Source organism: Olleya sp. ITB9 (assembly GCF_001315805.1).
Classification (GTDB): domain Bacteria; phylum Bacteroidota; class Bacteroidia; order Flavobacteriales; family Flavobacteriaceae; genus Olleya; species Olleya sediminilitoris.
The window spans coordinates 55,270-80,918 of sequence record NZ_BCBW01000025.1 but is presented as its reverse complement, the minus strand read 5'-3'; the positions used below and the strand labels follow the sequence as shown (position 1 = coordinate 80,918).

Below are 25,649 nucleotides of genomic sequence, written 5' to 3'. Positions count from 1 at the left end.
ATGAAATTTAAATATAAAATTACTTCAATCTTATTTTTATTATTAAATCTATCATTTGGTTTATATGCTCAATCAGAACTTAATGACTACAAGTATGTAGTTGTGCCAGAGCAATTTTCTTGTCAAAAAAAGCCTAATAATTATAGACTAAATGGCTTGACCAAATTTTTATTAGAAAAACAAAATTTTACAGTTTTTCTAGATTCTGAGCAATTACCAACAGATGCAGTAAACAATGGATGTTTAGTATTATATACAGATGTTACAGAAGATAGTAGCATGTTTAAAACTAAGCTGAAAATTAATTTTAAAAACTGTAAAAATCAAGTAGTTTTTACCTCTCAAGAAGGAGTGTCTAGAGACAAAGAATATAAGGTAGCTTATAACGTAGCATTGCGTAATACTATTAAAACTTTTGAAACATTTAAGCATAACTATTCTGCAACAACAGAAACCCAACCAGTTATCTTAAACAAAACAGTTAAAGAAACGGTTCCTGACATTCAAGAAGCTGAAGCAACAATTATTGAAACAAAAGCAAAAGACTCAATGCTTTATGCTCAAAAAATTTCAGAAGGGTTTCAATTAGTAAATAGCCAACCTAAAGTAGTCTATAAAATTAAAAACACAAATCTTGAAAATGTTTTTATAGTAGAAGGTAAAGAAGCTATCATTTACAAGAAAGATAATAGCTGGTATATTGAATACTACGATAAAGGTATCTTACAAAAACAAATGTTAGATATTAAATTTTAATATCCATATTTTTCTTTCCAACGTGATCTTAAAAAGTCACGTTGGGCATTTTCTCTAGCATTATTACCAGGTTGGTATAGTTTAGTATTACTAATCTCTTTAGGTAAAAACTCTTGCGTAGCAAAATTATTGTCATAGTCATGGCTGTATTTATAGTCATCACCATAACCAATATCTTTCATTAATTTTGTAGGTGCATTTCTGATATTTAGTGGTACACTTAAATCTCCAGTTTGTTTAACTAATTGTTGTGCATGGTTAATAGCCATATATGCAGCATTACTTTTTGGTGAGCACGCAAGGTATGTCGCACATTGGCTTAAAATAATTCTAGATTCAGGATAGCCAATAGTTGTTACAGCTTGAAATGTTGTATTAGCCATTACCAATGCAGTAGGATTAGCATTACCAATGTCCTCACTAGCTAAAATTAACATGCGTCTAGCAATAAACTTTACGTCCTCACCACCTTCAACCATTCTAGCTAAGTAATATACAGCAGCATTTGGGTCACTACCTCTTATAGATTTTATAAATGCCGAAATAATATCATAATGCTGTTCACCAGTTTTATCATAGCGAACAGTATTATTTTGTACCTTATCTAACACCATAGCATCAGTAATAGTTACAGGATCTTTATCTTCACTATTTACAATTAGCTCAAAAATATTTAATAATTTTCTAGCATCACCACCAGATAAACGTAATAAAGCACTGGTTTCTTTAAGTGTTATGTTTTTTTGTGATAAGTACTCATCTTTTTCAATAGCACGCTTTAAAAGGTCTTCTAAATCGGTTTTTTCAAAAGCTTTTAAGATATAAACCTGACAGCGTGACAATAATGCCGATATTACTTCAAAACTAGGGTTTTCAGTCGTTGCACCAATTAATGTCACCCAACCCTTTTCTACAGCTTGCAATAAACTATCTTGTTGAGATTTACTAAACCTATGGATTTCATCAATAAATAAAATCGGGTTTTTAGCAGTAAACAAACCACCACTATTTTTAGCCTTATCAATTACCTCACGTACATCCTTTACACCAGAGCTAATTGCGCTTAAAGTATAAAACGGTCTATTAGAGGTAGTCGCAATAATATTGGCCAAGGTAGTTTTGCCTATTCCAGGTGGTCCCCAAAGTATCATACTCGGAATAATACCTTGTTTAATATGAGTTGTTAAAGTTCCGTTTGGACCCACTAAATGCGATTGACTTATATAGTCATCTAATGTTTTTGGACGTAATCTTTCTGCTAAAGGCGTATTCATACTGTAAAATTAAATTAAATTTTGTTTTGGCGTGCCTTTTTTGCTCATTCTTCACAAAAAAGTCGGGCTCTCACTACTCAATCTTTTTGCTTAGGCAAAAAGGATTTCAAACAAACCGTTCCATCCCTCACGCACCTACCAACTGACATTATTGCATTACATTAAAAATGGATAACTATTTGCTATCTAATTAACAATGAAACACCAAGAACCTTTTAAATTTACCAATGACGTTTTAATTTATCCAATAGCATTTGTGATATTAATATGGTTAATTTTTGCTACCGAAATTCGGTATGGTTTTTCATTAAACTTTCTTGGTATTTACCCGCAAAAGCTGACGGGTTTAATAGGTGTAATTTGTAGTCCCTTTATACATTCGGGTATTTCGCACTTATGGCATAACACAATTCCTTTGTTTGTGTTAACCACAGCATTATTTTATTTTTATAGATCTATAGCATTTAAGGTATTAATTTACGGTATTCTTTTGTCAGGCTTTTTAACTTGGTGTATTGGTAGACCTTCATACCATATTGGTGCTAGTGGTTTAATATACGTCCTAGCAAGTTTTATTTTTTTTAAAGGTGTTTTAGCTAAACATTATAGGTTAATAGCATTATCATTATTAGTGGCCTTCTTGTACGGAAGTATGATTTGGAATACCATTCCGTTAGAAGAAGGTATTTCTTGGGAAGGACATTTAAGTGGCTTAATAGTAGGGTTATTATTTGCTTTGTTTTTTAGAAAGCAAATAGCAAAACCAAAACGTTATGTTTGGGAAGAGCCTGATTATAATGAAGCAGACGATGAGTTTTTACAACAATTTGATGAAAACGGATACTTTATAGAAAGGGTAGAGGAGGAGGAGGATTTAGATTTACAAGAATCAGATTCAACGTTACCATTAAAAATACACTACACTTTTAAAGAAAATAAAACAAGTAGCAACGATTTATAATCGTTGCCTTACAGCCTCATATAAAAATGCACCACAAGCAACGCTTACATTAAGGGATTCAATATCTCCTAACAAAGGTAATTTAGCTTTTTCATCTGCAATTTTCAAAATAGAAGGATTTATTCCACGACCTTCTGATCCCATTATTATTGCGCAAGGCTTTTTAAAAGACACATCAAAAATGGTGTTATCAGTTTTTTCAGTAGCAGCTATAACTTTTATATCTGATGCTTGAAGAAAAAACACAGCATCTTTAATATGATCCACTCTACAAATTGGAATTTTAAATACAGCTCCAGCACTTGTTTTAATAGTGTCTCCATTCACAGGAGCAGCACCTTTACTTTGGATTATTATTCCATCAACACCTGTACATTCAGCAGTACGTATAATAGCACCAAAATTTCTAACGTCACTTAATTGATCCAGTAACAAAAATAAAGGCGTTTCATTTTTTGCAGACACTTTTTCATAAAGTTCTTCAATGTCATAAAACTTAATAGGAGCTATTTGTGCAACAGCACCTTGATGATTATTTTTAGTTAGTCGGTTTAGTTTTTCAACAGGTACGTAAGAGGAATTAACTCTTTTATTTTTCAGTACAGATTGTAACTCTTGAAACAGTTCTCCTTTTATACCTTTTTGTAAAAAGACTTTATCTACATTTTCTCCTGCATTTAATGCTTCAATAATAGCTCTAAGACCAAATATTTGAGTTGATTTTTCCATGATACAAAGGTATAAAAAAAGAGCCTGCAAATTGCAGGCTCTTTTTAAATATTGTAATACTCAAGTTATGGTAATGTAAATGTTACACTATCTCCAGAATCATATGATCCATCAGAACTAAATAATACAGTTCCTGTAGACGTTATAAGTTCTATCGCTCCAGCACCATCTCCGTAATCATCAGTAACAATAAACTGGTATGTACCACTTTCAACACATAGTGTAGTTTCAATTGACCCTGATAATCCAGCATATGCATTAGCATATGAAGCATATGGTCCGTTTTCTACTACTACATTACCTTCAGCATCTTCTATTGCCCAGTATAATTCTTCTGGCCAATCATCTAAAGTGATATTTAAATTAACTTTGTTAAATAAACACTCTTCTAATACAGATAATGTTATTCCATCACCTAAGAAAAGACCATCACCACCCTGTAGGTTTAAGATTATCGATTCTGAGTTAGCTAATGTTAAGTCAACATCTGTTATTGAAATATCTATTTTACCAACATTTGTAGAACCTGGTATTGTAACCGTAGAAGGTAAAGTGTAAGTTGAAGGGTCTAAAGTAGAATCTGGTGATAACATAATGTTGAATGTTCTGTCAGAATCAACAATGTTTGCTGAATAGACCATTACTTCAAATGTTGATGTACCATCTGCTTCAACTTCTAATGTCCTGTTATTTTCAAATGAAACATAATTCGTTCCAGGAGCTTCTACTTCTTCTTCACAACTTGTAAAAATGAATAAAGCAAACATAAATATTAATAATATTATTTTATTATTTTTCATAAGATTTGATTTTAGCAAAAAACACTTTTTTACATGAAGTAAAAAAGTGTTTTTAATTAGTTTAAATTATTGGTTTTGTGATCCTAAAAATGGATTATTTTGGATCTCATCTTGAGGAATTTCAAATTGCATTCTCTCATCATTGTAATCGATAGCCTCACCTACAAAAGATAAGTGATTATCACCTCTTTGTGTAGTTGCTTTATTACGTTTCATCGCTAAGAAAGATTTTCCTTCTCCCCATAACTCAATTCTAGTTTGAAGGTATATTTCGTCTTGTAAAGCTTGACCTGATAATGCATCTACATATGAAGCATCAGTTAGTCTATTGTCTAATAAAGCTTTTAAGCTTGTTCTAGCTGGACCATCAAAACCTAGTTTTGCATTTGCTTCAGCATTTAGTAAATACATTTCTTCTACACGCATGTATACATAATCAGCAGATACAACTTGTGATGTTCCACCTATAGAACCAGATGCATAAAATTTACCAGCAGGTTGTAAGTGTCTATCATTAGTTGGATTATTTGTAAATTGTGCTTTTCTAAAGTCGTTATTTGGAATAGCATCATATAAATCAGCATCAATTGCTTTATAATCACCTGCCCAAGCATAACTGTATGAAAATTGATCAATTTGTCCCCACCAAGAGATTAGTCCTAATCCGTTATTTTCAGTTACATCAATACCCCACATCCAACTTGGATTATTTACATCACAGAAACAATTTGTTACATCTCCACTTGCTAGCATTGAATAATTACCTGAATTAATAACATCATTAGTTAAAGAAGCTACATCTACATCTCTACCTCCTTTAGCGCCTAATACATATGCTAATAAAGCTTTAGCTACATCTTGATTTACTTGGTTTTTAGCAGCTCTATTAAATCCATCTAATAATTCTATTGCTTCTGTCAAATCATTTTCCATTAAATCATAAACTTGTTCAGCTGTAGATTTTGGAAGGTTTTGATTTAGTGGCTCTGTATATAATGGTAATATTTCTTCAGATGCATTATATTCTTTTTGAAAATATTGTGTCAAATAGAAGTATGAGTGAGCTCTCATTGCTTTGGCTTGACCCATAGCATACTTGTTTTCTTCTACTTCTGGTATTGCATTGTTACCTCCTAAGTTTTGAATAACAGTATTTGCAGACCTTACTATTCTGTAATAATACCTCCAAACCATTCTGTTTCTTGCTCTAGTAAAATCTAATGGTGCTTGAAACTCTGTTATTTCGGCACGATACCATCCAAAAGTACTATTACTTAAAGCCATGTCACCAGAAAGCATGTCTCCAAAAACATCATAAGATTTATGACCAAAGTCATCATGGTTAGTAGTTCCTCCTGATCCAGCTTGTATCATCTGTGCATACAATCCATTAATGAAAGCAGCTGGAATTGCTAAATTAGTTTCTGCCCCTTCAGCTAATTGATCTGAAGTCAGGAATTGAGTTGGTTGACTAGTTCCTGAGACACCAGTATTATCTAGAAGATCATCAGAACATCCTGTAATGCTTAGCATCAAACTTGATACAAAAGCGATTTTTAATATTTTTTCATTTTTTTTTTTTAAAATTTAATTCTTGCTCCTAACGTAATTGTTGTTGGAGGAGCATAAGTTCTACGCTCAGAATTACCCGTTTCATTAATAGAAGGGTTAAATCCTTCTCTAGCAGACTTAATGAATAAGTTATCTCCAGATACCCAGAAATTTAGAGCATCAATAGCAATATTATCTAACATTTTACTTGGTAAAGTGTATCCAATTCTAGCATTGTTTAACGCTAAATAGTCTGTACTAGTTATAAATCTTGTTGAAGCACTTGTACCATTAACTATAGCATTGTCTGATAAAATTGGTACATCTGTTATATCGCCAGGGTTTTGCCATCTGTTAGATATATCAGTATGATAATTATTACCAGCAGCACCAAAACGATCACTCATTAATTCTGCGTATTGCGCATCATAAGCATAACCACCAATGCTGTAAGTAAATTGAGTAGATAAATCAAAGTTTTTGTATCTAGCAGAAAGTCTTAAAGCACCTCTTAAATCAGGTATAAATGATTTATCAATGAATACTTGAGTTGCATCCGCATACGTGTCAGTTACAGTTCTTTTTATATTGCTTCCTTGTTTTTTCTTTTGATATTCAAAAAGAGAACCAGAAGTGTTTAAATCATTACCATTACCATCATCGATAGAAAAAGATTCTTCACCAGCATCAAGCACACCGTTATTATTGGCATCATCATAATATTGGTACCATAAAGGTGAACCATTTGATGGGTCAACTCCAGCCCATTCTCTCATCCAAAAATCAAACATTGATCTACCTTCCGCAAAAGCATAAAGACCGCTATCTAATGATGATCCTGAATCAATTATTTTACTAACACCTGTACTTGGATCTATAGGCATTCTTTTCATTTCGTTATTTAAAACTTCACCATTTACAGAAAGATCTAATTTGAAATCTTTAGTATTAACAATATGTCCTGTTACATCAAATTCTAAACCTGCATTTAAAATCTCACCATCATTAACTCTAATACTAGATATTCCAGCTGAAGGTCCTACACGTTGGTTAAAAAATAAGTTGTCGGTATTTTTTCTGTAGTAATCTAAATTTACATCTAAATAATTACCAAAACTCATTTCTAATCCTCCTTGTATCATCTTAGAAGTTTCCCAAGTTAAATCAGGATTTCCAACGATATTTAAGTCTAAAGCTAATTCTCCACCAACTAAACTAGAATTATAAGTATCAAACCCACGTGTTGTACTAACACCCTGCTGATCTCCTGTTATACCATAAGATGCTTTAACTTTTAAATAAGACATAAAACTATCCTGTAAGAATTCTTCATTACTTACTATCCATGCAGCTCCTATAGATCCAAATACACCCCATTGATCATTAACAAACCTAGATGATCCATCAGTACGAACTGAACCAGTTAAAAAGTATGTATTGTCAAAATTGTAATCTACTTTACCAAAATAAGATTCTATAGCAGAAGCATTTTCATATCCATCAGGTAAACCTGCTGTTTCTAAATAATTACTTAAATTATATATACCAGGTACAATTACATTTTGCATAAATTGTCTTGATTGAGTAAAGCTAGATTCAAACGATTCGTGAGCCGCTAAAATCTCTAAAGAGTGTCTGTCATTTGAAAATGGAGCATTATATTTCAATAATTGTAAAAATGATTTAGTCCATCTAACTTGATCAGTTACTGTCAAATTTCCATTTGTGTTAGCTCCTGTACCATAAACATGATTTGAAGCATCATTTCTTCTAAAAAAAGAATATTGTCCACCAAAAGTATTTTCGAAACTTAAGTCATCAGAGATTTTGAATTTCATAGAAATATTACCGTTTATTCCTTGGGTATTTCTAAGGTCGTTATCAAGTGTTGCAGAACCAATTGGGTTTAATAAATTGGCATTAGGTCTATTTCTTGTAAAACCATTATAGTCTCCAGTAGGCGATCCATAATCAAATTGGTATCCACCATAAATATTATCAGGAATTAAAGTACCTGTATTTGGAAAACGAGCATATACCGGATATATAGGTGCCATTTTATCAGCAAATTCAAATATATTTTCAGATCCTTCTATCTGACCATTGTTTGTGGTTTTAGAAGTTGAATAACCAATGTTTACCCCAACGTTTAACCAATCTTTTACATCAGAGTCTAAATTTAATCTAGCTGTAACTCTTTTAAAATCAGAGTTTATTGAATATCCTTTTTCATCGTAGTACCCAACAGAAGCAAAGTATTTTGATTTTTCTGATCCTCCACCAATTCTAACATTGGATTCTGTTCTTATACCAGTTCCAAACGCTATATCAGCGTATCTTTCAGGTGTAAATAATCTATTAACACCTGCTCTAACTTGTCCAGTTGTAGGATCAATTAATTCTTCAGCTGTTGCAACATCCCACATATTGTATCCAGCACCTATACCATCGTCGGTAAATAATGTTGAATTCGCAAATCCTGCTGGATCTGGATTACCTGAAACTTGACCTCTGTTTTTTAATCCTTCCCAAACATATCCAATGTATTCCTCAGGGTTAGTAATTACATCATACCTTGGTATGATTTGCATGTTAACTCCAGATTTAAAATCAACTTCTACATAACCATCAGTTCTAGAACCAGTTTTAGTCGTGATTAATACAACTCCATTTGCTCCTCTTGAACCATATATAGCAGTAGCAGTAGCATCTTTAAGTACTGTTGTACTCTTAATATCAGAAGGGTTAATAGAGTTTAATTCAAAGACACCATTGTAAGGTATACCATCAACTACGTATAACGGAGAACGGTTTCCTAATGGTGACCCATAACCTCTTACACGTACAGTTGCAACTGTACCTGGTTGTCCCGAGGTATTAATTACAGTAACACCTGCTACCTCACCAGCTAAGGCTTGAGTAACATTTGCAAAAGATTTTGCTTCAAGGTTTTCAGAACTAATAGTAGTTGCTGTTCCCGCAAAAGCTTGTTTTGTAGAAGTACCGTAACCAATTACTAGCACTTCTTCTAGTTGGTTATCAGGAGCTAGAGATATATTGATAGAGTATCCTCCGTCAAAATCTGTTGATGTTCCATTAGACGTTCCAACGACAACTACATTGGCAGTTGGCAACGGTAAACCGTTTTCGTCAGTTACGACACCTGAAACTGTTTTGTCTTGTGCAAACGATATTTGCACAACAAACGCTAGAAATAGCGTTAAAATTCCACTAAACTTTGTTTTCATTTTTATTTTTATTTGAATTAGTCTGAGCCAAAAATCTTAATAAAAACTTAATAAAACAACTTTTTTGTCATAATTTTTGTTCTACACGAATGAAATGTTTAATGATTCTTATCTTTTGTTTAGATTAATTCAATATGTTGTACTCTTAATGTTTAGAAGTAATTCATGTTCTAATTATTTGCATGATAATGTTTTATGGATAATTTTTTCTAAAAAAAAAAGCCTTGGAATAATTTTCAAGGCTTTTGATAAAATGTTAAAGAAATATTAATTTATATCCCAAAACAATTTAGTGGTTTTGGTATCTCCTCCTATTGCAGTTGATGCTTTACCCCAGTTAATTTCATTTAGATTTTGTTCGTTAACAGGGTATGTATATCTGGTAGGAATTGGATCACCCGTATTAACTGGTAAGTTAAACTGTGGACTGTCAAATTTTCTCCAAACTGTCCAACCTTCAAATCCTCTATTGTACATTGCTAACCAAAATTGAGTTCCAATCTTCTCTCTCCAATCTCCAGATGCTGTTGCATAGGCTACAGCTGGATTTGCTAAATAAGTTGTTAAGTCTGAAGCTTCCCAATATTCAAATGAAGCTGTAATTCCATTTTCATAGTGTTCTTCTACAGTACCTCCAACAGACCAATTTCTAGCAGCAGCTTCAGCTAAATAAAAAGAAACTTCACTATAGTCTAATAATACTCCTTTAGCTTCAGGGTCATGTATATCTAATTCATCATCATATCCTGCTATGTGAGTATATCCAGGAAATGAATTGTTATCTCCATAAGGGCCTCCTTCGTAGATTCCAGCCCCTAGATTATCATCAAAATATTCAGGTCTCCTTGGGTCATTTAACGTATTCATTACATCAGCTAGAGTATTTGCGATAACGTAATCAGTTCTTCCTGTTTGAACTAAGTCAACCCATATTGGGTTTGTGTTAGGTGTTGCAGACTCATAAGCAAGTAATGCATTATCGTCGTTTGATGAGAATACTCCTGCAGTGTAAGCAGCTTCAACTGTTGATTGAGATAAAGTTGGATTTACATCAGATAACCTAATTCCTAATCTTAACTTTAAAGAATTAGCAAACTTATTCCAAGCTGTCATGTCTCCACCATAGATTTTATCTGAAGTTATAAAACCGTTACCTGTTAGATTTGGGATAGCTTCATTTACCCTAGTAATTAAATCGGTGTAAATAGTTTCTGCATCATCATATTTAGGTAATGTAACATCTCCTAATGCCTCTGTATAAGGTATATCACCAAAAGTATCTACCATTTGTTGCCAAGCATAAATCATTAAAATTTCAATTTGTGCTTTACTAGTTGAAGATGTAGTTATGTCCTTAGCTGTCTTTAAGTCTAATAACACATCTCTGTATATTTCTGACCAATGACTTTCAGGGATATTACGTTCTGTTAGGTTGTAATTACTCTCATCAATGTAAGTTGTTTGTGTCCAATACTGCCCAAATAATCTAAAGATGTTTGAATTAACATTTGTGCTGGTCATTTGATCAAATAAGCTTTTTACAGCTCCATTAAACAAAAAGTCTGCATCGACTTGTGTTGGGTTTTTTGGGTCTCTATTTAAATCCTCGTATAATTCATCTGTTTGACATGAGAATAATACCAAGATTGATAAAATTGTTATATATGTTTTTTTCATAATTTTTTGTTTTTTAGAATTGTAACTTTAATGATGCTCCAATTTCACGTATTGTTGGATAAGAACCAGATTGGTATCCTTGAATATTTCCTGAACTTAAACCAGCTTCTGGATCTGCATAAGGTGTGTTTTTATCTATAATCCAAAGGTTTCTACCAATTAGAGATATTGATGCTCCAGTGAATGGTAGTCTACTTAACATATCGTCGTTAAAAGAATATGTTAAGCTTGCTTCTCTTAATTTTATAAAACCAGCGTCATATACGTGTTGGCTATTTGTAGCTCTAGCATATCCCCAAGGGTTAGCATATGTGCTAGCATCTGCTCTAACTGTGTTTGGTGTTCCGTCTGCTTGAACTCCAGGTAAAATTATACCACCACTATCAGCACCAGATGTTACTGGGTTTCTTACGGGATTACCTAAGTCATTTGATCCAGCAGTAATATCGTATAAACCTGTAGCATAACCGTACCATGTATCAAGAGAAAATACATCTCCTCCTTTTTGCATATCAATTAAAAAACTTAGATTAAAGTTTTTGTAATTAATACTGTTGTTTAGTCCTGCTGTCCACTCAGGATTAATATCACCAATAATTTCATTATTTGATGTTCTTTCATAATATCCATTAGCACCAACTATTGGTTGGCCGTTTTCATGGTAAACAAAATCTGTACCTCTAATTGTACCGTAAGGTTGACCGGGAGTCGCGTTTATAGATACACCACCTTGTAATGACGCTAATTGTAGATTGTCTATACCATCAGTAAGCTCAACTACTAAACTTTTGTTTTTTGCCCAGTTTAAGTTAACATCCCAACTGAAATTTTCTGTTTTAATTGGTGTGACATTTAATTGTACTTCCCATCCTTTGTTTTCTATTGTACCTGCGTTTAATAATACAGAAGAGTATCCTGTTGCATTAGATACTGGTACATAAGTAATCTGATCTTTGTTGGTGGTGTTATAGTATGACACATTAAGTCCAGCTCTTCTATTAAAAAATTGAGCTTCAAGACCAAATTCGTAGTTTTCTTGTCTTTCAGGTTTTAATTCTAAATTGTTTCTAGCTCCTGGGTTAGTGGCATATGCTGTACCAGAAAAAGGTGTTTCGATTGTGTAAGTATTAAAAACCCTATATGCAGATGTTGCATTTCCAACTTCAGCATAGTTAGCACTAAGTTTTCCAAATGATAACCATTCAGCATCAATTAATTTAGAAAAAACTAAACTTGATGCTACTGAGAAATAACCATATGTATTGTCTTTAATTGGTAGTGTTGAAGCTCTATCTCTTCTGTAAGTTCCTTCTAAGTAAGCTAATCCATCATAACCTAAACTTGCTCTTGCATATAGACCGTCAACTTTGCTAACAGCTTCATATTCTGTAGGTGCTTCTATAGCATTAACACTATTAGATAAAGAGTATAATCCGGGTAAGTTTAATCCTCCGTTAGTTTGAGCATAAATACTGCTTCTATCATTTCTTCTTAGGTTAAAACCAACATTACCTTCTAAGTTAAGTTTGTCAGTTAAATTTTTATTAGCAGTTAAAATAAAGTCGTAATTATATTCAGCTACGTTATTATTATATCTTGAATATTTTGAAACGTTAGCACTTCCTACGTTTGTTCTTTCTTCTTGTAATTCAGAATAAGTATCAAATGTGAATCTTCCTAAGGCACTTAACCAATCATTGATTTCATAATTTAAAGCAAAGTTTCCAAAGTATCTGTTTCTTTGATCCGTTTCATAATTTTCAAAGAATGTCCAATATGGATTGTCTGAGTAAATTGGAGATAAATCTGTAGGAGATGAAGTGTTCCAAGTAATGTTTTGTCCTGTTGCAAAATAAGCATTTTTTTGTGCTTCTAAATCAACATTTGTTTGAAACCATTGTCTAAATTGTTGCATAACGTTGTTTGCATCGTATCCAGTACCATATCTTCCTTTTCCATTTGTTTTTGTGTAAGTAAAAGTAGTTGACGCAGTAAATTTGTCGCTTAAATCATGTGAAGCAGAAAAATTTATTGTATTTCTTTTGATTTCACTGTTTGGTAAGTTTCCTTCTTGTAGCATGTTAGTAAAACCTAATCTAAAGCTACTTGTGTCATTTCCTCCGTCTAAAGCAACAGAGTTAACTCTTGTTCCTCCGCTTTTCCATACTGAATTAGGATCGTTTGCTCCTGCTACCCATGGAGATGCTTGAAGGTATGTGTCTAATTGTGGGTATAATGCATCCCATTGGTATACTAATAATGATGGGTCAAATGCAGCTCCGTAAGAAGCGTCTTCTGTAGTTGGAGTAATCAAATCAGGATTACCATCACCATCAATATCTTCATAAAAAAAGAATCCTGATGGATCATCATAATACGGTCCATAACCGGCACCGTAAGATTTTTGGTATACTGGAAGTGTTTCTGAATCAGCACTTCCTATAGTATAACTAGAGTTTAATGTTACACCAATACCTTTTCTTTTTTTTCCTTTTTTTGTGGTAATCATTACAACACCATTAGATGCTCTTGATCCATACAGAGCTGTCGCAGCTGCACCTTTTAATACGTTTATTGTTTCAATATCATCTGGATTGATATCTGAAGCTGCATTACCATAATCGTAACCACCACGACCACTTCTTTGTCCGGCAGAGTTTGAGTTACCGTTATCTACAGGTATACCATCTATTACAAATAAAGCTTGGTTATTTCCAGCTATAGATGCGTTACCTCTAATAACTACATTTGTGGATCCACCTAATGTACCAGAGCTTTTAATATCTAATCCAGCTACTTTACCAGATAAAGAATTAACAAAGTTTGATGATTTAACTTTAGAAACTTCGTCTCCTCCAACTTCCTGAGTTGCATAACCTAAACTTTTCTTTTCTCTTTTAATCCCTAACGCTGTTACAACAACTTCATCTAATGTGTTTCCTGGGTTAAGAGATATATTAATGCTACTTGAAGATGATACAATTTTTTCAACTGTGTCATAACCAACATAACTAAACACTAATGTTTCTCCCGTATTTGCTTGAATGGTGTATTGCCCATCGAAGTCTGATGTGCTTCCATTTGATGTCCCTTTTACTACAATGGTTGCAGACGGTAAGGGGAAGCCATTTTCATCGGAAATTGTTCCGGTAATTGTTTGTTCTTGCGCATAAGCGAAACTCGCTAATGTCACACAAAACAATGTTAAAATTCGATTTAAATTTGTTTTCATATTGATATATTAAATTAGTCTTATCTCAAAACTCATAAATTAATGCCAACAAAACAATCATTTTGACGATTATTTTTGATAAAATTTAAAATTTATTCTACAATAGCGTTAAAATACTTAAAATATCGTTTTAATGCTTAGGTGTATTTTTGAGTTGGAAAAATTGAAGGCTTCGTTTTTTTGCTTTCCATTTGCGTAGATAAATCTTAATAAGCCTCCTTTGGTTAAGACTCCAAATCCAAACCCAAATCCGTATAGATTTCGCTCTTGTTTAATTAGGTTGTTTTTAAAAGTTGCAACGTCAATTATAGAATTAACAAAAACGCTATTGCTTAGTCTGTATCTGTATTCTGTGTTAAGTGTGTATAGATTATTGGCAGTTAAGCTATTTTCTGTAAAGCCTCTTATGCTGTTTATGCCTCCAAATCTAAAAAGTTCATTCTCTAAATAATTTTCAGAATTTAGTAGCTTAATGCTAGTTCTAAAGGAAATACTGTTTTTATTATTTAAATTAAAAATGTGATTAGCATCTATGTTAATTAATGTTTGGTTTAAATTGTTTGTGTTGGATTTTCTTGAGCCATAACCTGTTTCTATTTTTGCAAAAGTTTGAATTGGAAATAATAAGTCATCTTTTTGATGTTTGATGTATTGGTATTTTATATTAAAAAAGTTATTGGTATAGTCTATTATATTCAAATTAGTGTTTTTATTTGTCAAATCGCTTGATTCGGTTGTTGAAATACCTGTGTAAATAGAGTGTTTATCATTTAGTTGATAAAATAAATCAACTTTTTGATTGGTATTTATAAAGGTAGAGTCTCTTTTAAGGATGCTTAATGAAGCTTCAATGCCTATTGGAGAGTTGAAGATGTAAGGAAGGTTAGTTGTCAGGTTAAAGTTTTTTTGTTCCGTTTCATCTGATTTGTATTCTAGATGAAGACTTTCTCCATAGTTTAAATTGTTAATTAAATTTAAGTTTAAATAACCGTTAAATTTAATTTTATTAGAATTTTCGTTTGTAGCAAATCCTAAATAGCCATCAAAATTATTGCTGGGTGTTTTTTCTAGATAGATATATAGTTTGGTGGAATCTTTTAAAAATAGGACTTCAGGACTTTTTATTTGTTTCGAGAAATTAAGATTGTTTAAGCTGATTGTCTTTGTATTGATTTCATCTAAATTAAAGGTTTTGTCTTTTTTTATTTTAAGAAAGTGTCTTAGGTAAGATTTAGGGAATTTTTCATATCCTTTAATGACAATTCTGTTTAGTACTCGTTTTTTTTCATTAGTATCAATTTTAAGTTTTCCAGTAAGTGTTGAGTCATTTTTCTTTTGTATTTCAATTAAGCTTAACTCGCTAAATGGATAGCCTTTGTTGTTGATTATTCTATTTTGAAGTTCTAAGTTTTTTTCAAGCTTCGTGTATTCAGATATATAATAGTTTTTGTTTTTACTCTTTGTGAGTTTTAGTTCCTGATATAATGAATCGGTAGTGTTTTTTTTGTCTAAATATATATGAACAAATTTTATTTTGTTTTTTAGTATTATGATGCACTTGTAATTTGTAGAGTCCTTTGTTGAGATTTCAGTAACTTCATTGTTTAAGTATCCTGCGTTGATTAGTTGATTTTGAAATGCTTTAATTTCGTTAGTGATAGATTTAAATGAAGAGTGATGCTTGTTGTACTGTATTATTTTGGATTCCGCATTTGGATAGGTTTCAATTTTTAAATTAATATTTTGACTTTGTGAGGTTACAGATTGTAAAATATAAAGTAATAAAATAAGTTTTCTTAAAAGCAATTTGTGTAATTGTAAAGGTGAGAGATAAATTTAACGTAAAAAACTTATTATTTAATATTAGTCTTTGAATATATTTTAAATTCTATTGAAAATTAATGAATTAAGGTTTGATTTATGAATTATAATTCATACATTTGCACCCCTCTTAGAGAGAGGTAACATAAAATTATATTAAAATTATATGCCAACAATTTCACAATTAGTACGAAAAGGAAGAGCCAAAATAACCAAGAAGAGTAAATCGGCTGCTTTAGATTCGTGTCCTCAGAGACGTGGTGTGTGTACTCGTGTTTATACAACGACACCTAAAAAACCTAACTCAGCAATGCGTAAGGTGGCAAGGGTTCGTTTAACAAACGGAAACGAAGTAAATGCATACATCGGTGGAGAAGGTCACAATTTACAAGAGCACTCGATAGTATTGGTTAGAGGTGGAAGGGTAAAAGATTTGCCAGGAGTTAGATATCACATCGTTCGTGGTGCTTTAGACACAGCAGGTGTTGCAGGTAGAACACAACGTAGATCTAAGTATGGTGCAAAACGCCCTAAAAGTTAATTAAAAAACTTAAGAAGAAGACATGAGAAAAAGAGCAGCGAAAAAAAGACCGCTTTTACCAGATCCTCGTTTTAACGATCAGTTAGTAACTAGATTTGTTAATATGATGATGTGGGACGGAAAGAAGTCTGTAGCTTTTAAAGTATTTTATGATGCAATTGATATCGTAGATACTAAAAAGACAGATGAAGAAAAAACAGCTTTAGAAATTTGGAAAGATGCATTATCTAATGTTATGCCTCACGTAGAAGTGCGTAGTCGTAGAGTAGGAGGAGCAACATTTCAAATTCCTAATCCAATACGTGCAGACCGTAAGGTTTCAACTGCAATGAAATGGTTGATTAGTTATTCTCGTAAGAGAAACGAAAAGTCTATGGCATTGCGTTTGGCTTCAGAAATTTTAGCAGCAGCTAAAGAAGAAGGGGCAGCAGTAAAGAAACGTGTGGATACACACAAAATGGCAGAAGCCAACAAAGCATTCTCTCACTTTAGATTTTAATAAGAAATGGCAAGAGATTTAAAATTCACAAGAAATATCGGAATTGCAGCTCATATTGATGCAGGTAAAACTACAACAACAGAGCGTATTCTTTATTACACAGGAGTTTCTCACAAAATTGGAGAAGTACATGATGGTGCTGCTACAATGGACTGGATGGAGCAAGAGCAAGAAAGAGGTATTACAATTACTTCTGCTGCAACGACTTGTACATGGCAATTTCCACTTGAAAATGCTCAACCAACACCAGAAACTAAAGGGTATCACTTTAATATCATTGATACTCCTGGTCACGTTGACTTTACAGTAGAGGTAAACCGTTCATTACGTGTATTAGACGGGTTAGTATTTTTATTTAGTGCTGTTGATGGTGTTGAGCCTCAATCAGAAACTAACTGGAGATTAGCTGATAACTATAAAGTACCAAGAATAGGATTTGTTAACAAGATGGACCGTCAAGGTTCAAACTTCTTAGGAGTTTGTCAACAAGTAAAAGATATGTTAAAATCTAACGCTGTGCCAATCGTTTTAAACATTGGTGATGAAGCAGATTTTAAAGGTATTATTGATTTAGTAAAAAACAGAGCTATCGTATGGCATGACGAAACTCAAGGGGCAACTTTTGATGTTATTGAAATTCCAGAAGATATGAAAGAAGAAGCTCGTAAGTATCGTGCACTTTTAATTGAAGAAGTAGCAAGTTATGACGAGAATCTTTTAGAAAAATTCATGGAAGACGAAGATTCTATTACAGAAGAAGAAGTGCATGCTGCACTTAGAGCTGCTGTAATGGATATGGCAATCATTCCAATGATTTGTGGTTCTGCATTTAAAAATAAAGGAGTACAGTTTTTATTAGACGCAGTATGTCGTTACTTACCGTCTCCAACAGATAAAGAAGGTATCAAAGGAATGAATCCTGATACTGAACAAGAAGAAATTCGTAAGCCAGATGTTAAAGAGCCTTTCGCTGCATTAGCATTTAAAATTGCTACAGATCCTTTCGTAGGACGTTTAGCATTCTTTAGAGCTTATTCAGGTCGTTTAGACGCTGGATCTTATATCCTTAACAACCGTTCAGGAAAAAAAGAACGTATTTCTCGTATTTATCAAATGCACTCTAATAAACAAAATGCTATCGATTTTATTGAAGCAGGAGATATTGGAGCTGCTGTAGGATTTAAAGACATTAAGACTGGAGATACTATGTCTGATGAAAAACATCCTATAGTTTTAGAATCTATGGACTTCCCAGATCCAGTAATTGGTATCGCAGTTGAGCCTAAGACTAAAGCAGATGTTGATAAATTAGGTATGGCTTTAGCTAAATTAGCAGAAGAAGATCCTACATTTACAGCTAGAACAGACGAAGCTTCAGGACAAACAATTATATCTGGTATGGGTGAGCTTCACTTAGATATTATTGTAGACCGTTTAAAGCGTGAGTTTAAAGTAGAAGTTAATCAAGGTCAACCACAAGTTGAGTATAAAGAAGCTATTACTAGACCAGCAGATCACAGAGAAGTTTATAAAAAGCAATCTGGAGGACGTGGTAAATTCGCAGATATAGTATTTACTATCGAGCCAGCTGATGAAGGTGTAACAGGATTACAATTTGAATCTACAATTAAAGGTGGTAACGTTCCTAAAGAATTTATCCCTTCTATTGAAAAAGGATTTAAAATGGCAATGGCTAATGGACCACTAGCTGGTTTTGAGGTTGATGCAATGAAAGTTACTTTAAAAGATGGATCTTACCACGATGTGGATTCGGATCAATTATCTTTCGAATTAGCAGCTAAACTTGGGTTTAAAAACTCAGCAAAAGCAGCTAAAGCTGTAATAATGGAACCAATCATGAAACTTGAGGTAATTACACCTGAAGAAAACATGGGAGACATTGTTGGAGATTTAAACAGAAGAAGAGGTCAAGTAAGTGACATGGGAGATAGAGCTGGAGCAAAAACTGTTAAAGCTACTGTACCATTATCAGAAATGTTTGGATATGTTACAACATTAAGAACATTATCTTCTGGTAGAGCTACATCTACTATGGAATTTTCACACTATGCTGAAACTCCTTCAAATGTATCTGAAGAAGTAATCAAAGCAGCTAAAGGCGTTGAAGCTTAAAACTAAAAGAAAATGAGTCAAAAAATTAGAATAAAATTAAAGTCTTACGATCATAATTTAGTTGATAAGTCTGCTGAAAAGATTGTAAAAACAGTAAAGAGTACTGGTGCTGTTGTAACTGGACCAATTCCATTACCAACACACAAGAAAATTTTCACTGTATTACGTTCACCACACGTAAATAAGAAGTCAAGAGAACAATTTCAATTAAGCTCTTACAAGAGATTATTAGATATTTACTCTTCATCTTCTAAAACTATTGACGCTTTAATGAAACTTGAATTACCAAGTGGAGTTGAAGTTGAGATTAAAGTGTAAGTAACACCATTCGTTTAAAGATTTTAAGCGAAACATGTCCTAAGCTTCGAGCGAAGGAAAAACGGTAAAAATACAATTCAAGGCTGAAACGTATTTTCAGCCTTGAATTTTTTAATAAATAGTAACAATAAATAAATAATTATTATGTCTGGGTTAATTGGAAAAAAAATCGGTATGACCAGCATCTTCGATGAAAATGGTAAAAATATGCCATGTACAGTGATCGAAGCTGGACCATGTATCGTTACCCAAGTCAGAACTGAAGAAGTTGACGGTTATAGTGCTGTTCAACTTGGTTTCGATGACGCGACAGAAAAGAGTGCTACTAAAGCTGACTTAGGTCACGCTAAAAAAGCAGGAACTTCTGTAAAACGCAAAGTTGTTGAATTCAAAGGTTTTGATGCGGAGTACAAATTAGGTGATGCTATAACAGTAGATCACTTTACAGAAGGTGAATTTGTTGATGTATCTGGTACATCTAAAGGAAAAGGATTTCAAGGGGTAGTTAAACGTCATGGATTTGGTGGTGTAGGTCAAGCGACTCACGGTCAACATAACCGTTTAAGAGCACCAGGATCGATTGGAGCAGCTTCTTATCCTGCAAGAGTATTCAAAGGAATGCGTATGGCAGGTAGAATGGGAACAGATTCAGTAAAAGTTGAAAATTTAAGAGTTTTAAAAGTAGTTCCAGAAAAGAACTTACTTGTTGTTAAAGGTTGTGTACCTGGACATAAAAACGCTTATGTAATTATTAGAAAATAATGAAAGTAGCAGTTTTAGATATAAACGGAAAAGAAACAGGTAGAAAGGCAGACCTTTCTGACGGTGTTTTTGCTATTGAACCTAATAATCATGCTGTATATTTGGATGTTAAGCAATACTTAGCTAACCAAAGACAAGGTACTCACAAATCTAAAGAAAGAGCTGAGATTACTGGAAGTACACGTAAGATTAAAAAACAAAAAGGAACAGGTACAGCCAGAGCAGGTAGTATCAAGTCAGGTGTTTTTAGAGGAGGAGGACGTATGTTTGGACCAAGACCTAGAAATTATTCTTTTAAACTTAATAAAAACTTAAAACGTTTAGCGCGTAAGTCTGCATTAAGTATTAAAGCAAATGAAAAGTCAATTATCGTTTTAGAAGACTTTAATTTTGATGCTCCAAAAACAAAAAACTTTACAGCAATTTTAAATGCATTAGACTTACAAAACAAAAAATCACTGTTTGTCTTGGGTGCGTCAAATAATAATGTATATTTGTCATCACGTAATTTAAAAAGCTCACAAGTTATAACTAGCTCAGAGTTAAGTACTTATAAAATATTAAATGCAAATCAAATTATTCTTTTAGAGGGTTCTCTAGAAGGAATTGAGTCGAATTTAAGTAAATAGAACAAAATGAATATCTTAATTAAACCTATAATCACAGAAAAAGCAACTGCTAATAGCGAGTTGAATAACTGCTACAGTTTCTTTGTGAACACTAAGGCGAACAAGGTAGAAATTAAAAAAGCAGTGGAAGCTGCTTATGGAGTTTCTGTTGAAAAAGTTCGTACAATTAATGTCCGTCCAGATAGAAGTACCAAGTTTACAAAAACGGGTATTCAGCATGGTAAAACAAATGCTACTAAAAAAGCAATTGTACAACTGGCGGAAGGTGAAATGATTGATTTATACACTAACATGTAATTAAAGACAAATGTCAGTAAAAAAATTAAAACCAATCACACCAGGTCAGCGATTTAGAGTAGTTAATGGATTTGACGCCATTACTACTGACAAGCCGGAAAAAAGCTTATTAGCTCCGAAAAAAAGATCAGGTGGTAGAAACAGTCAAGGACGTATGACAATGCGCTATAAAGGTGGTGGTCATAAACGTAGATATCGTATAATCGATTTTAAAAGAGCTAAGGTAGGTGTTCCTGCAGAAGTTGCATCGATCCAATATGATCCTAACAGAACAGCGTTCATTGCATTATTAAATTATCAAGATGGCGAGAAAACTTATATCATTGCTCAAAATGGTTTACAAGTTGGACAGACAGTAGTATCTGGTGAAGGGGCAACTCCTGAAATCGGTAATGCTATGCCATTAGCTAATATTCCATTAGGTACTATTATTTCTTGTGTAGAGTTAAGACCAGGTCAAGGTGCTGTAATGGCTAGAAGTGCTGGTGCTTTTGCTCAATTAATGGCAAGAGATGGTAAATTTGCAACAATTAAATTACCTTCAGGTGAGACTAGATTAATTTTAGTGACTTGTATGGCAACTATTGGAGCTGTATCAAACTCTGATCATCAATTATTAGTTTCTGGTAAAGCAGGACGTAGTAGATGGTTAGGAAGAAGACCAAGAACAAGACCAGTTGTTATGAATCCAGTTGATCACCCAATGGGAGGTGGTGAAGGAAAATCATCAGGTGGACATCCACGTTCTAGAAACGGTATACCTGCTAAAGGATATAGAACACGTTCTAAAACTAAAGCGAGTAATAAATATATTGTAGAACGTAGAAAGAAATAATAAATCATGGCAAGATCATTAAAAAAAGGACCTTACGTTCACTATAAATTAGAGAAAAAAGTAGCTGCTAATGTAGAATCTAACAAAAAAACCGTTATTAAAACTTGGTCAAGAGCAAGTATGATAACTCCAGATTTTGTTGGACAAACTATTGCAGTGCATAACGGTCGTCAGTTTGTTCCAGTTTATGTTACAGAAAACATGGTTGGACATAAATTAGGAGAATTTTCACCAACAAGATCTTTTAGAGGTCACGCTGGTGCTAAAAATAAAGGTAAAAAGTAAGCTATGGGAAGTCGTAAAAAACAAATGGCAGACGCTATCAAGGAAGGTAAAAAGCAAATCGCTTTTGCTAAACTTAATAACTGTCCTACGTCACCAAGAAAAATGCGTTTAGTAGCCGATTTAGTAAGAGGTGAACGCGTAGAAAAGGCACTTAATATTTTGAAGTTTAGCCAAAAAGAAGCATCTAATCGTTTAGAAAAGTTATTACTTTCTGCGATCGCTAATTGGCAAGCTAAAAACGAAGACGCTAGCATTGAAGATGCAGAGTTATTTGTTAAAGAAATAAGAGTAGATGGTGGATCTATGTTAAAAAGATTACGTCCAGCTCCACAAGGACGTGCTCACAGAATAAGAAAACGCTCAAACCACGTAACAATCGTAGTAGCAGCTAACAATAATACACAAAGCTAAGATAGATATGGGACAAAAGACAAATCCAATCGGAAATCGCTTAGGAATTATCAGAGGATGGGAATCTAACTGGTACGGAGGAAACGATTATGGTGATAAACTTGCCGAAGACGATAAGATCAGAAAATACGTTCACGCGCGTTTATCAAAAGCTAGTGTATCTCGTGTAATAATTGAAAGAACTTTAAAACTTGTAACCGTTACTATCACTACTGCTAGACCTGGTATTATTATCGGAAAAGGTGGTCAAGAGGTAGACAAGTTAAAAGAAGAGCTTAAGAAGATTACAGGAAAAGAAGTTCAGATCAACATTTTTGAAATAAAAAGACCTGAATTAGACGCATTTTTAGTAGCATCTAGTATTGCTCGTCAAATTGAAAATAGAATTTCATACAGACGTGCTATTAAAATGGCTATTGCTGCAACAATGCGTATGAACGCTGAAGGAATAAAGATCCAAATTAGTGGTCGTTTAAATGGTGCTGAAATGGCACGTTCTGAACACTACAAAGAAGGACGTATTCCTTTATCAACTTTCAGAGCCGATATTGATTATGCTTTAGTTGAATCTCATACTACTTATGGTAGATTAGGGGTTAAAGTATGGATCATGAAAGGTGAAGTATATGGTAAAAGAGAGCTTTCTCCTCTTGTTGGCTTAGCTAAGAAGCAAGGAAAAGGTGGACGTCAAGGTGGAAAGCCACAACAACGTCGTAGAAAGTAATTTTTTAAAGAACAGAAAAAATGTTACAGCCTAAAAGAACAAAATTTAGAAAAATGCAAAAGGGACGTATGAAAGGGAACTCTGGTAGAGGTCACCAACTTTCAAACGGAACTTTTGGAATAAAATCATTAGATTCTAACTTTTTAACATCACGTCAAATTGAAGCAGCACGTATTGCAGCTACTCGTTACATGAAAAGAGAAGGTCAACTTTGGATTAAAATATTTCCAGATAAACCTATTACAAAAAAGCCTCTTGAAGTACGTATGGGTAAAGGTAAAGGTGCAGTCGAGTATTGGGCAGCAGTTGTTAAACCAGGAAGAATCCTTTTTGAAGTTGGAGGAGTGCCTTTAGATGTTGCTAAAGAAGCATTAAGACTTGCAGCTCAAAAATTACCAGTAAAAACTAAGTTTGTAATCGCTAGAGATTACCAAGCATAATTTATTTGATATTATGAAACAATCAGAAATTAAAGAATTATCTGTAGCTGAGTTACAAGAGAAACTTAGTGAAACAAAGAGAAGCTATTTAGATTTAAAAATGGCTCATGCAGTTTCTCCTTTAGATAATCCAATACAAATACGTCAAGTAAGACGTACGGTTGCAAAAATTGCAACAGAATTAACTAAAAGAGATTTAAAATAATTCTGCTTACAAGATGGAAAAAAGAAACTTAAGAAAAGAGCGTATAGGGATAGTTACTAGCAACAAAATGCAAAAATCAATTGTAGTTGCCGAAGTAAAAAAAGTAAAACACCCTATGTACGGAAAGTTCGTGTTAAAAACTAAAAAATACGTTGCACACGACGAAACAAACGATTGTAATATTGGAGATACTGTAAAGATCATGGAAACTAGACCTTTAAGTAAATCTAAATGTTGGAGATTAGTTGAAATAATTGAAAGAGCGAAGTAATTATGGTACAACAAGAATCAAGACTAAGAGTAGCAGATAACACTGGAGCAAAAGAAGTATTAACAATACGTGTTCTAGGTGGTACTAAAAGAAGATATGCATCTGTAGGTGACAAAATTGTTGTTACTGTAAAAGACGCAACTCCTAATGGAAACATTAAAAAAGGAGCTGTATCTACAGCAGTTGTTGTTCGTACTAAGAAAGAAGTTAGACGTCCAGATGGATCTTATATAAGATTTGATGATAACGCTTGTGTACTTTTAAACCCAACGGGTGAAATGAGAGGTACACGTGTTTTTGGACCTGTAGCTAGAGAACTTCGTGATAAACAATTCATGAAAATTGTATCATTAGCACCAGAGGTGCTTTAATTGATAAAAAGATGACAAAGCTAAAAATTAAAACAGGAGATACCGTAAAGGTTATTGCTGGAGACCATAAAGGTTCTGAAGGATTAGTACAAAAAGTATTTATCGAAAAGAACAAAGCTATAGTTGAAGGTGTAAACATGGTTAAGAAACATACTAAACCAAGTGCACAAAACCCTCAAGGAGGTATCGTAGAAAAAGAGGCTCCTATTAACCTTTCTAACTTATCATTGTTAACTTCTAAAGGAGAAACAACAAGAGTAGGTTACAGAGTAGAAGGTGATAAGAAAGTCAGATTTTCTAAAAAATCTAATGAAGTAATATAGTTATGGAATATTCACCGAGACTAAAAGAAGAGTATAAAAGCAAAGTAATTGCTGCTCTTACAGAAGAATTTGGATACAATAATGTAATGCAAGTTCCTAAACTAGAAAAGATTGTACTTTCTAGAGGAGTTGGAGCTGCTGTTGCTGATAAAAAATTAGTTGATTACGCTGTTGATGAACTAACGACTATAACAGGACAAAAAGCAGTATCAACTTTATCTAAAAAGGATGTTGCTACATTTAAATTACGTAAAGGAATGCCTATTGGTGCAAAAGTTACTTTACGTGGTGAAAGAATGTACGAATTTTTAGATCGTTTAATCACTTCAGCACTCCCACGTGTTAGAGATTTTAACGGTATAAAAGCTACAGGATTTGACGGAAGAGGTAACTACAACCTAGGAGTTACTGAGCAAATAATATTCCCTGAAATAAATATTGACAAAGTTAATAAAATTGACGGAATGGATATTACATTTGTAACATCTGCTCAAACAGATAAAGAAGCTAAATCATTATTAACAGAATTAGGATTACCTTTTCAAAAAAACTAAGT

General features: G+C 33.2%; 27 protein-coding genes. 19 read left to right on the top strand and 8 right to left on the bottom strand.

Annotated elements, in window-relative coordinates; genetic code table 11:
- Positions 1 to 756: a hypothetical protein gene (locus ITB9_RS07105; protein ID WP_054851688.1), complete on the top strand. Its 756-nt coding sequence runs from the start codon at positions 1 to 3 to the stop codon at positions 754 to 756.
- On the opposite strand, the gene ITB9_RS07100 is transcribed toward ITB9_RS07105, so the two are convergent.
- Positions 753 to 2,030 carry a replication-associated recombination protein A gene (locus tag ITB9_RS07100; RefSeq protein ID WP_028289233.1) on the bottom strand — a complete coding sequence of 426 codons (1,278 nt, stop codon included), beginning with the start codon at positions 2,028 to 2,030 and terminating at the stop codon, positions 753 to 755. The two genes, ITB9_RS07105 and ITB9_RS07100, sit on opposite strands and share 4 nt — an antisense overlap.
- Positions 2,031 to 2,226: 196 nt before the next feature.
- Between ITB9_RS07100 and ITB9_RS07095 the strand changes: the two genes are divergently transcribed.
- Positions 2,227 to 2,991: a rhomboid family intramembrane serine protease gene (locus tag ITB9_RS07095; protein ID WP_054851687.1), complete on the top strand. Its 765-nt coding sequence runs from the start codon at positions 2,227 to 2,229 to the stop codon at positions 2,989 to 2,991.
- On the opposite strand, the gene rlmB is transcribed toward ITB9_RS07095, so the two are convergent.
- From rlmB to ITB9_RS07060, 7 genes are all read right to left on the bottom strand, one after another.
- Positions 2,986 to 3,720: a 23S rRNA (guanosine(2251)-2'-O)-methyltransferase RlmB gene (gene rlmB / locus ITB9_RS07090; protein WP_054851686.1), complete on the bottom strand. Its 735-nt coding sequence runs from the start codon at positions 3,718 to 3,720 to the stop codon at positions 2,986 to 2,988. The genes ITB9_RS07095 and rlmB overlap by 6 nt on opposite strands.
- Positions 3,721 to 3,785: 65 nt before the next feature.
- A complete protein-coding gene (locus tag ITB9_RS07085) occupies positions 3,786 to 4,520 on the bottom strand; it encodes a hypothetical protein (RefSeq protein ID WP_054851685.1) in 735 nt (244 codons plus the stop codon).
- A gap of 66 nt (positions 4,521 to 4,586) precedes the next feature.
- The gene (locus tag ITB9_RS07080) at positions 4,587 to 6,053 is read right to left on the bottom strand and encodes a RagB/SusD family nutrient uptake outer membrane protein (RefSeq protein ID WP_054851684.1); all 1,467 of its coding nucleotides are present in this window, start codon (positions 6,051 to 6,053) and stop codon (positions 4,587 to 4,589) included.
- A gap of 47 nt (positions 6,054 to 6,100) precedes the next feature.
- Positions 6,101 to 9,319 (bottom strand): SusC/RagA family TonB-linked outer membrane protein, encoded by a 3,219-nt coding sequence (locus ITB9_RS07075; RefSeq protein ID WP_054851683.1) that lies wholly within the window; start codon positions 9,317 to 9,319, stop codon positions 6,101 to 6,103.
- Between the two features lie 267 nt (positions 9,320 to 9,586).
- A complete protein-coding gene (locus ITB9_RS07070) occupies positions 9,587 to 10,996 on the bottom strand; it encodes a SusD/RagB family nutrient-binding outer membrane lipoprotein (RefSeq protein ID WP_054851682.1) in 1,410 nt (469 codons plus the stop codon).
- 13 nt (positions 10,997 to 11,009) lie between these two features.
- Positions 11,010 to 14,228 (bottom strand): SusC/RagA family TonB-linked outer membrane protein, encoded by a 3,219-nt coding sequence (locus ITB9_RS07065; RefSeq protein WP_054851681.1) that lies wholly within the window; start codon positions 14,226 to 14,228, stop codon positions 11,010 to 11,012.
- A gap of 117 nt (positions 14,229 to 14,345) precedes the next feature.
- Entirely contained in the window at positions 14,346 to 16,034 is a 1,689-nt protein-coding gene (locus ITB9_RS07060; protein WP_054851680.1) for a hypothetical protein, read from the bottom strand.
- A 181-nt stretch (positions 16,035 to 16,215) separates the two neighbouring features.
- Here ITB9_RS07060 and rpsL point away from each other — a divergent pair, with 181 nt between their 5' ends.
- The 17 genes from rpsL to rplE all read left to right on the top strand — a co-directional run bounded on the left by rpsL (position 16,216) and on the right by rplE (position 25,647).
- Positions 16,216 to 16,590, top strand: coding sequence for a 30S ribosomal protein S12 (gene rpsL / locus ITB9_RS07055; RefSeq protein WP_028283866.1), 375 nt, complete (start codon positions 16,216 to 16,218; stop codon positions 16,588 to 16,590).
- Positions 16,591 to 16,612: 22 nt separating this feature from the next.
- Positions 16,613 to 17,089: a 30S ribosomal protein S7 gene (rpsG, locus tag ITB9_RS07050; protein WP_028283867.1), complete on the top strand. Its 477-nt coding sequence runs from the start codon at positions 16,613 to 16,615 to the stop codon at positions 17,087 to 17,089.
- 6 nt (positions 17,090 to 17,095) lie between these two features.
- Complete coding sequence (gene fusA / locus ITB9_RS07045) at positions 17,096 to 19,222, top strand: elongation factor G (protein ID WP_054851679.1); 2,127 nt, start codon at positions 17,096 to 17,098, stop codon at positions 19,220 to 19,222.
- Between the two features lie 12 nt (positions 19,223 to 19,234).
- On the top strand, positions 19,235 to 19,540 hold the full coding sequence (rpsJ, locus tag ITB9_RS07040; protein WP_010181931.1) for a 30S ribosomal protein S10: 306 nt from the start codon (positions 19,235 to 19,237) through the stop codon (positions 19,538 to 19,540).
- A 144-nt stretch (positions 19,541 to 19,684) separates the two neighbouring features.
- Positions 19,685 to 20,302, top strand: a complete 618-nt coding sequence (gene rplC / locus ITB9_RS07035; protein ID WP_054851678.1) for a 50S ribosomal protein L3 — start codon at positions 19,685 to 19,687, stop codon at positions 20,300 to 20,302.
- Complete coding sequence (gene rplD / locus ITB9_RS07030) at positions 20,302 to 20,931, top strand: 50S ribosomal protein L4 (RefSeq protein WP_028289244.1); 630 nt, start codon at positions 20,302 to 20,304, stop codon at positions 20,929 to 20,931. The genes rplC and rplD overlap by 1 nt, the downstream gene beginning before the upstream one ends.
- A 6-nt stretch (positions 20,932 to 20,937) precedes the next feature.
- On the top strand, positions 20,938 to 21,228 hold the full coding sequence (rplW, locus tag ITB9_RS07025; protein WP_028289245.1) for a 50S ribosomal protein L23: 291 nt from the start codon (positions 20,938 to 20,940) through the stop codon (positions 21,226 to 21,228).
- 10 nt (positions 21,229 to 21,238) lie between these two features.
- A complete protein-coding gene (gene rplB / locus ITB9_RS07020; RefSeq protein WP_028606955.1) occupies positions 21,239 to 22,063 on the top strand; it encodes a 50S ribosomal protein L2 in 825 nt (274 codons plus the stop codon).
- 6 nt (positions 22,064 to 22,069) lie between these two features.
- The gene (gene rpsS, locus ITB9_RS07015; RefSeq protein WP_054851677.1) at positions 22,070 to 22,348 is read left to right on the top strand and encodes a 30S ribosomal protein S19; all 279 of its coding nucleotides are present in this window, start codon (positions 22,070 to 22,072) and stop codon (positions 22,346 to 22,348) included.
- A 3-nt stretch (positions 22,349 to 22,351) separates the two neighbouring features.
- Positions 22,352 to 22,759: a 50S ribosomal protein L22 gene (rplV, locus tag ITB9_RS07010; protein WP_054851676.1), complete on the top strand. Its 408-nt coding sequence runs from the start codon at positions 22,352 to 22,354 to the stop codon at positions 22,757 to 22,759.
- 7 nt (positions 22,760 to 22,766) lie between these two features.
- Positions 22,767 to 23,483, top strand: a complete 717-nt coding sequence (gene rpsC / locus ITB9_RS07005; RefSeq protein WP_028289249.1) for a 30S ribosomal protein S3 — start codon at positions 22,767 to 22,769, stop codon at positions 23,481 to 23,483.
- Positions 23,484 to 23,503: 20 nt separating this feature from the next.
- The gene (rplP, locus tag ITB9_RS07000) at positions 23,504 to 23,923 is read left to right on the top strand and encodes a 50S ribosomal protein L16 (protein ID WP_028289250.1); all 420 of its coding nucleotides are present in this window, start codon (positions 23,504 to 23,506) and stop codon (positions 23,921 to 23,923) included.
- A 13-nt stretch (positions 23,924 to 23,936) separates the two neighbouring features.
- The gene (gene rpmC, locus ITB9_RS06995) at positions 23,937 to 24,128 is read left to right on the top strand and encodes a 50S ribosomal protein L29 (protein WP_028289251.1); all 192 of its coding nucleotides are present in this window, start codon (positions 23,937 to 23,939) and stop codon (positions 24,126 to 24,128) included.
- Between the two features lie 13 nt (positions 24,129 to 24,141).
- Positions 24,142 to 24,399 (top strand): 30S ribosomal protein S17, encoded by a 258-nt coding sequence (gene rpsQ / locus ITB9_RS06990; protein WP_028283878.1) that lies wholly within the window; start codon positions 24,142 to 24,144, stop codon positions 24,397 to 24,399.
- A gap of 2 nt (positions 24,400 to 24,401) precedes the next feature.
- Positions 24,402 to 24,770 carry a 50S ribosomal protein L14 gene (gene rplN, locus ITB9_RS06985; protein ID WP_028283879.1) on the top strand — a complete coding sequence of 123 codons (369 nt, stop codon included), beginning with the start codon at positions 24,402 to 24,404 and terminating at the stop codon, positions 24,768 to 24,770.
- 11 nt (positions 24,771 to 24,781) lie between these two features.
- Entirely contained in the window at positions 24,782 to 25,093 is a 312-nt protein-coding gene (rplX, locus tag ITB9_RS06980; RefSeq protein ID WP_028289252.1) for a 50S ribosomal protein L24, read from the top strand.
- Positions 25,094 to 25,095: 2 nt separating this feature from the next.
- Positions 25,096 to 25,647 carry a 50S ribosomal protein L5 gene (gene rplE, locus ITB9_RS06975; protein ID WP_054851675.1) on the top strand — a complete coding sequence of 184 codons (552 nt, stop codon included), beginning with the start codon at positions 25,096 to 25,098 and terminating at the stop codon, positions 25,645 to 25,647.
- Positions 25,648 to 25,649: the final 2 nt, after the last annotated feature.

Excerpts from the sequence above, each read along its gene's own strand:
- ITB9_RS07070 (WP_054851682.1), bottom strand. The coding sequence starts at position 10,996 with ATGAAAAAAACATATATAACAATTTTATCAATCTTGGTATTATTCTCA.
- ITB9_RS07065 (WP_054851681.1), bottom strand. The coding sequence starts at position 14,228 with ATGAAAACAAATTTAAATCGAATTTTAACATTGTTTTGTGTGACATTA.
- rplW (WP_028289245.1), top strand. The coding sequence starts at position 20,938 with ATGAATATCTTAATTAAACCTATAATCACAGAAAAAGCAACTGCTAAT.
- ITB9_RS07100 (WP_028289233.1), bottom strand. The coding sequence starts at position 2,030 with ATGAATACGCCTTTAGCAGAAAGATTACGTCCAAAAACATTAGATGAC.
- rplC (WP_054851678.1), top strand. The coding sequence starts at position 19,685 with ATGTCTGGGTTAATTGGAAAAAAAATCGGTATGACCAGCATCTTCGAT.
- ITB9_RS07075 (WP_054851683.1), bottom strand. The coding sequence starts at position 9,319 with ATGAAAACAAAGTTTAGTGGAATTTTAACGCTATTTCTAGCGTTTGTT.
- ITB9_RS07085 (WP_054851685.1), bottom strand. The coding sequence starts at position 4,520 with ATGAAAAATAATAAAATAATATTATTAATATTTATGTTTGCTTTATTC.
- rplN (WP_028283879.1), top strand. The coding sequence starts at position 24,402 with ATGGTACAACAAGAATCAAGACTAAGAGTAGCAGATAACACTGGAGCA.
- rpsQ (WP_028283878.1), top strand. The coding sequence starts at position 24,142 with ATGGAAAAAAGAAACTTAAGAAAAGAGCGTATAGGGATAGTTACTAGC.
- rlmB (WP_054851686.1), bottom strand. The coding sequence starts at position 3,720 with ATGGAAAAATCAACTCAAATATTTGGTCTTAGAGCTATTATTGAAGCA.
- rplE (WP_054851675.1), top strand. The coding sequence starts at position 25,096 with ATGGAATATTCACCGAGACTAAAAGAAGAGTATAAAAGCAAAGTAATT.
- rplP (WP_028289250.1), top strand. The coding sequence starts at position 23,504 with ATGTTACAGCCTAAAAGAACAAAATTTAGAAAAATGCAAAAGGGACGT.
- fusA (WP_054851679.1), top strand. The coding sequence starts at position 17,096 with ATGGCAAGAGATTTAAAATTCACAAGAAATATCGGAATTGCAGCTCAT.
- rpsJ (WP_010181931.1), top strand. The coding sequence starts at position 19,235 with ATGAGTCAAAAAATTAGAATAAAATTAAAGTCTTACGATCATAATTTA.
- rplX (WP_028289252.1), top strand. The coding sequence starts at position 24,782 with ATGACAAAGCTAAAAATTAAAACAGGAGATACCGTAAAGGTTATTGCT.
- rpmC (WP_028289251.1), top strand. The coding sequence starts at position 23,937 with ATGAAACAATCAGAAATTAAAGAATTATCTGTAGCTGAGTTACAAGAG.
- rpsL (WP_028283866.1), top strand. The coding sequence starts at position 16,216 with ATGCCAACAATTTCACAATTAGTACGAAAAGGAAGAGCCAAAATAACC.
- rpsG (WP_028283867.1), top strand. The coding sequence starts at position 16,613 with ATGAGAAAAAGAGCAGCGAAAAAAAGACCGCTTTTACCAGATCCTCGT.
- rplD (WP_028289244.1), top strand. The coding sequence starts at position 20,302 with ATGAAAGTAGCAGTTTTAGATATAAACGGAAAAGAAACAGGTAGAAAG.
- ITB9_RS07105 (WP_054851688.1), top strand. The coding sequence starts at position 1 with ATGAAATTTAAATATAAAATTACTTCAATCTTATTTTTATTATTAAAT.
- rplB (WP_028606955.1), top strand. The coding sequence starts at position 21,239 with ATGTCAGTAAAAAAATTAAAACCAATCACACCAGGTCAGCGATTTAGA.
- ITB9_RS07080 (WP_054851684.1), bottom strand. The coding sequence starts at position 6,053 with ATGCTAAGCATTACAGGATGTTCTGATGATCTTCTAGATAATACTGGT.
- rplV (WP_054851676.1), top strand. The coding sequence starts at position 22,352 with ATGGGAAGTCGTAAAAAACAAATGGCAGACGCTATCAAGGAAGGTAAA.
- rpsS (WP_054851677.1), top strand. The coding sequence starts at position 22,070 with ATGGCAAGATCATTAAAAAAAGGACCTTACGTTCACTATAAATTAGAG.
- rpsC (WP_028289249.1), top strand. The coding sequence starts at position 22,767 with ATGGGACAAAAGACAAATCCAATCGGAAATCGCTTAGGAATTATCAGA.
- ITB9_RS07095 (WP_054851687.1), top strand. The coding sequence starts at position 2,227 with ATGAAACACCAAGAACCTTTTAAATTTACCAATGACGTTTTAATTTAT.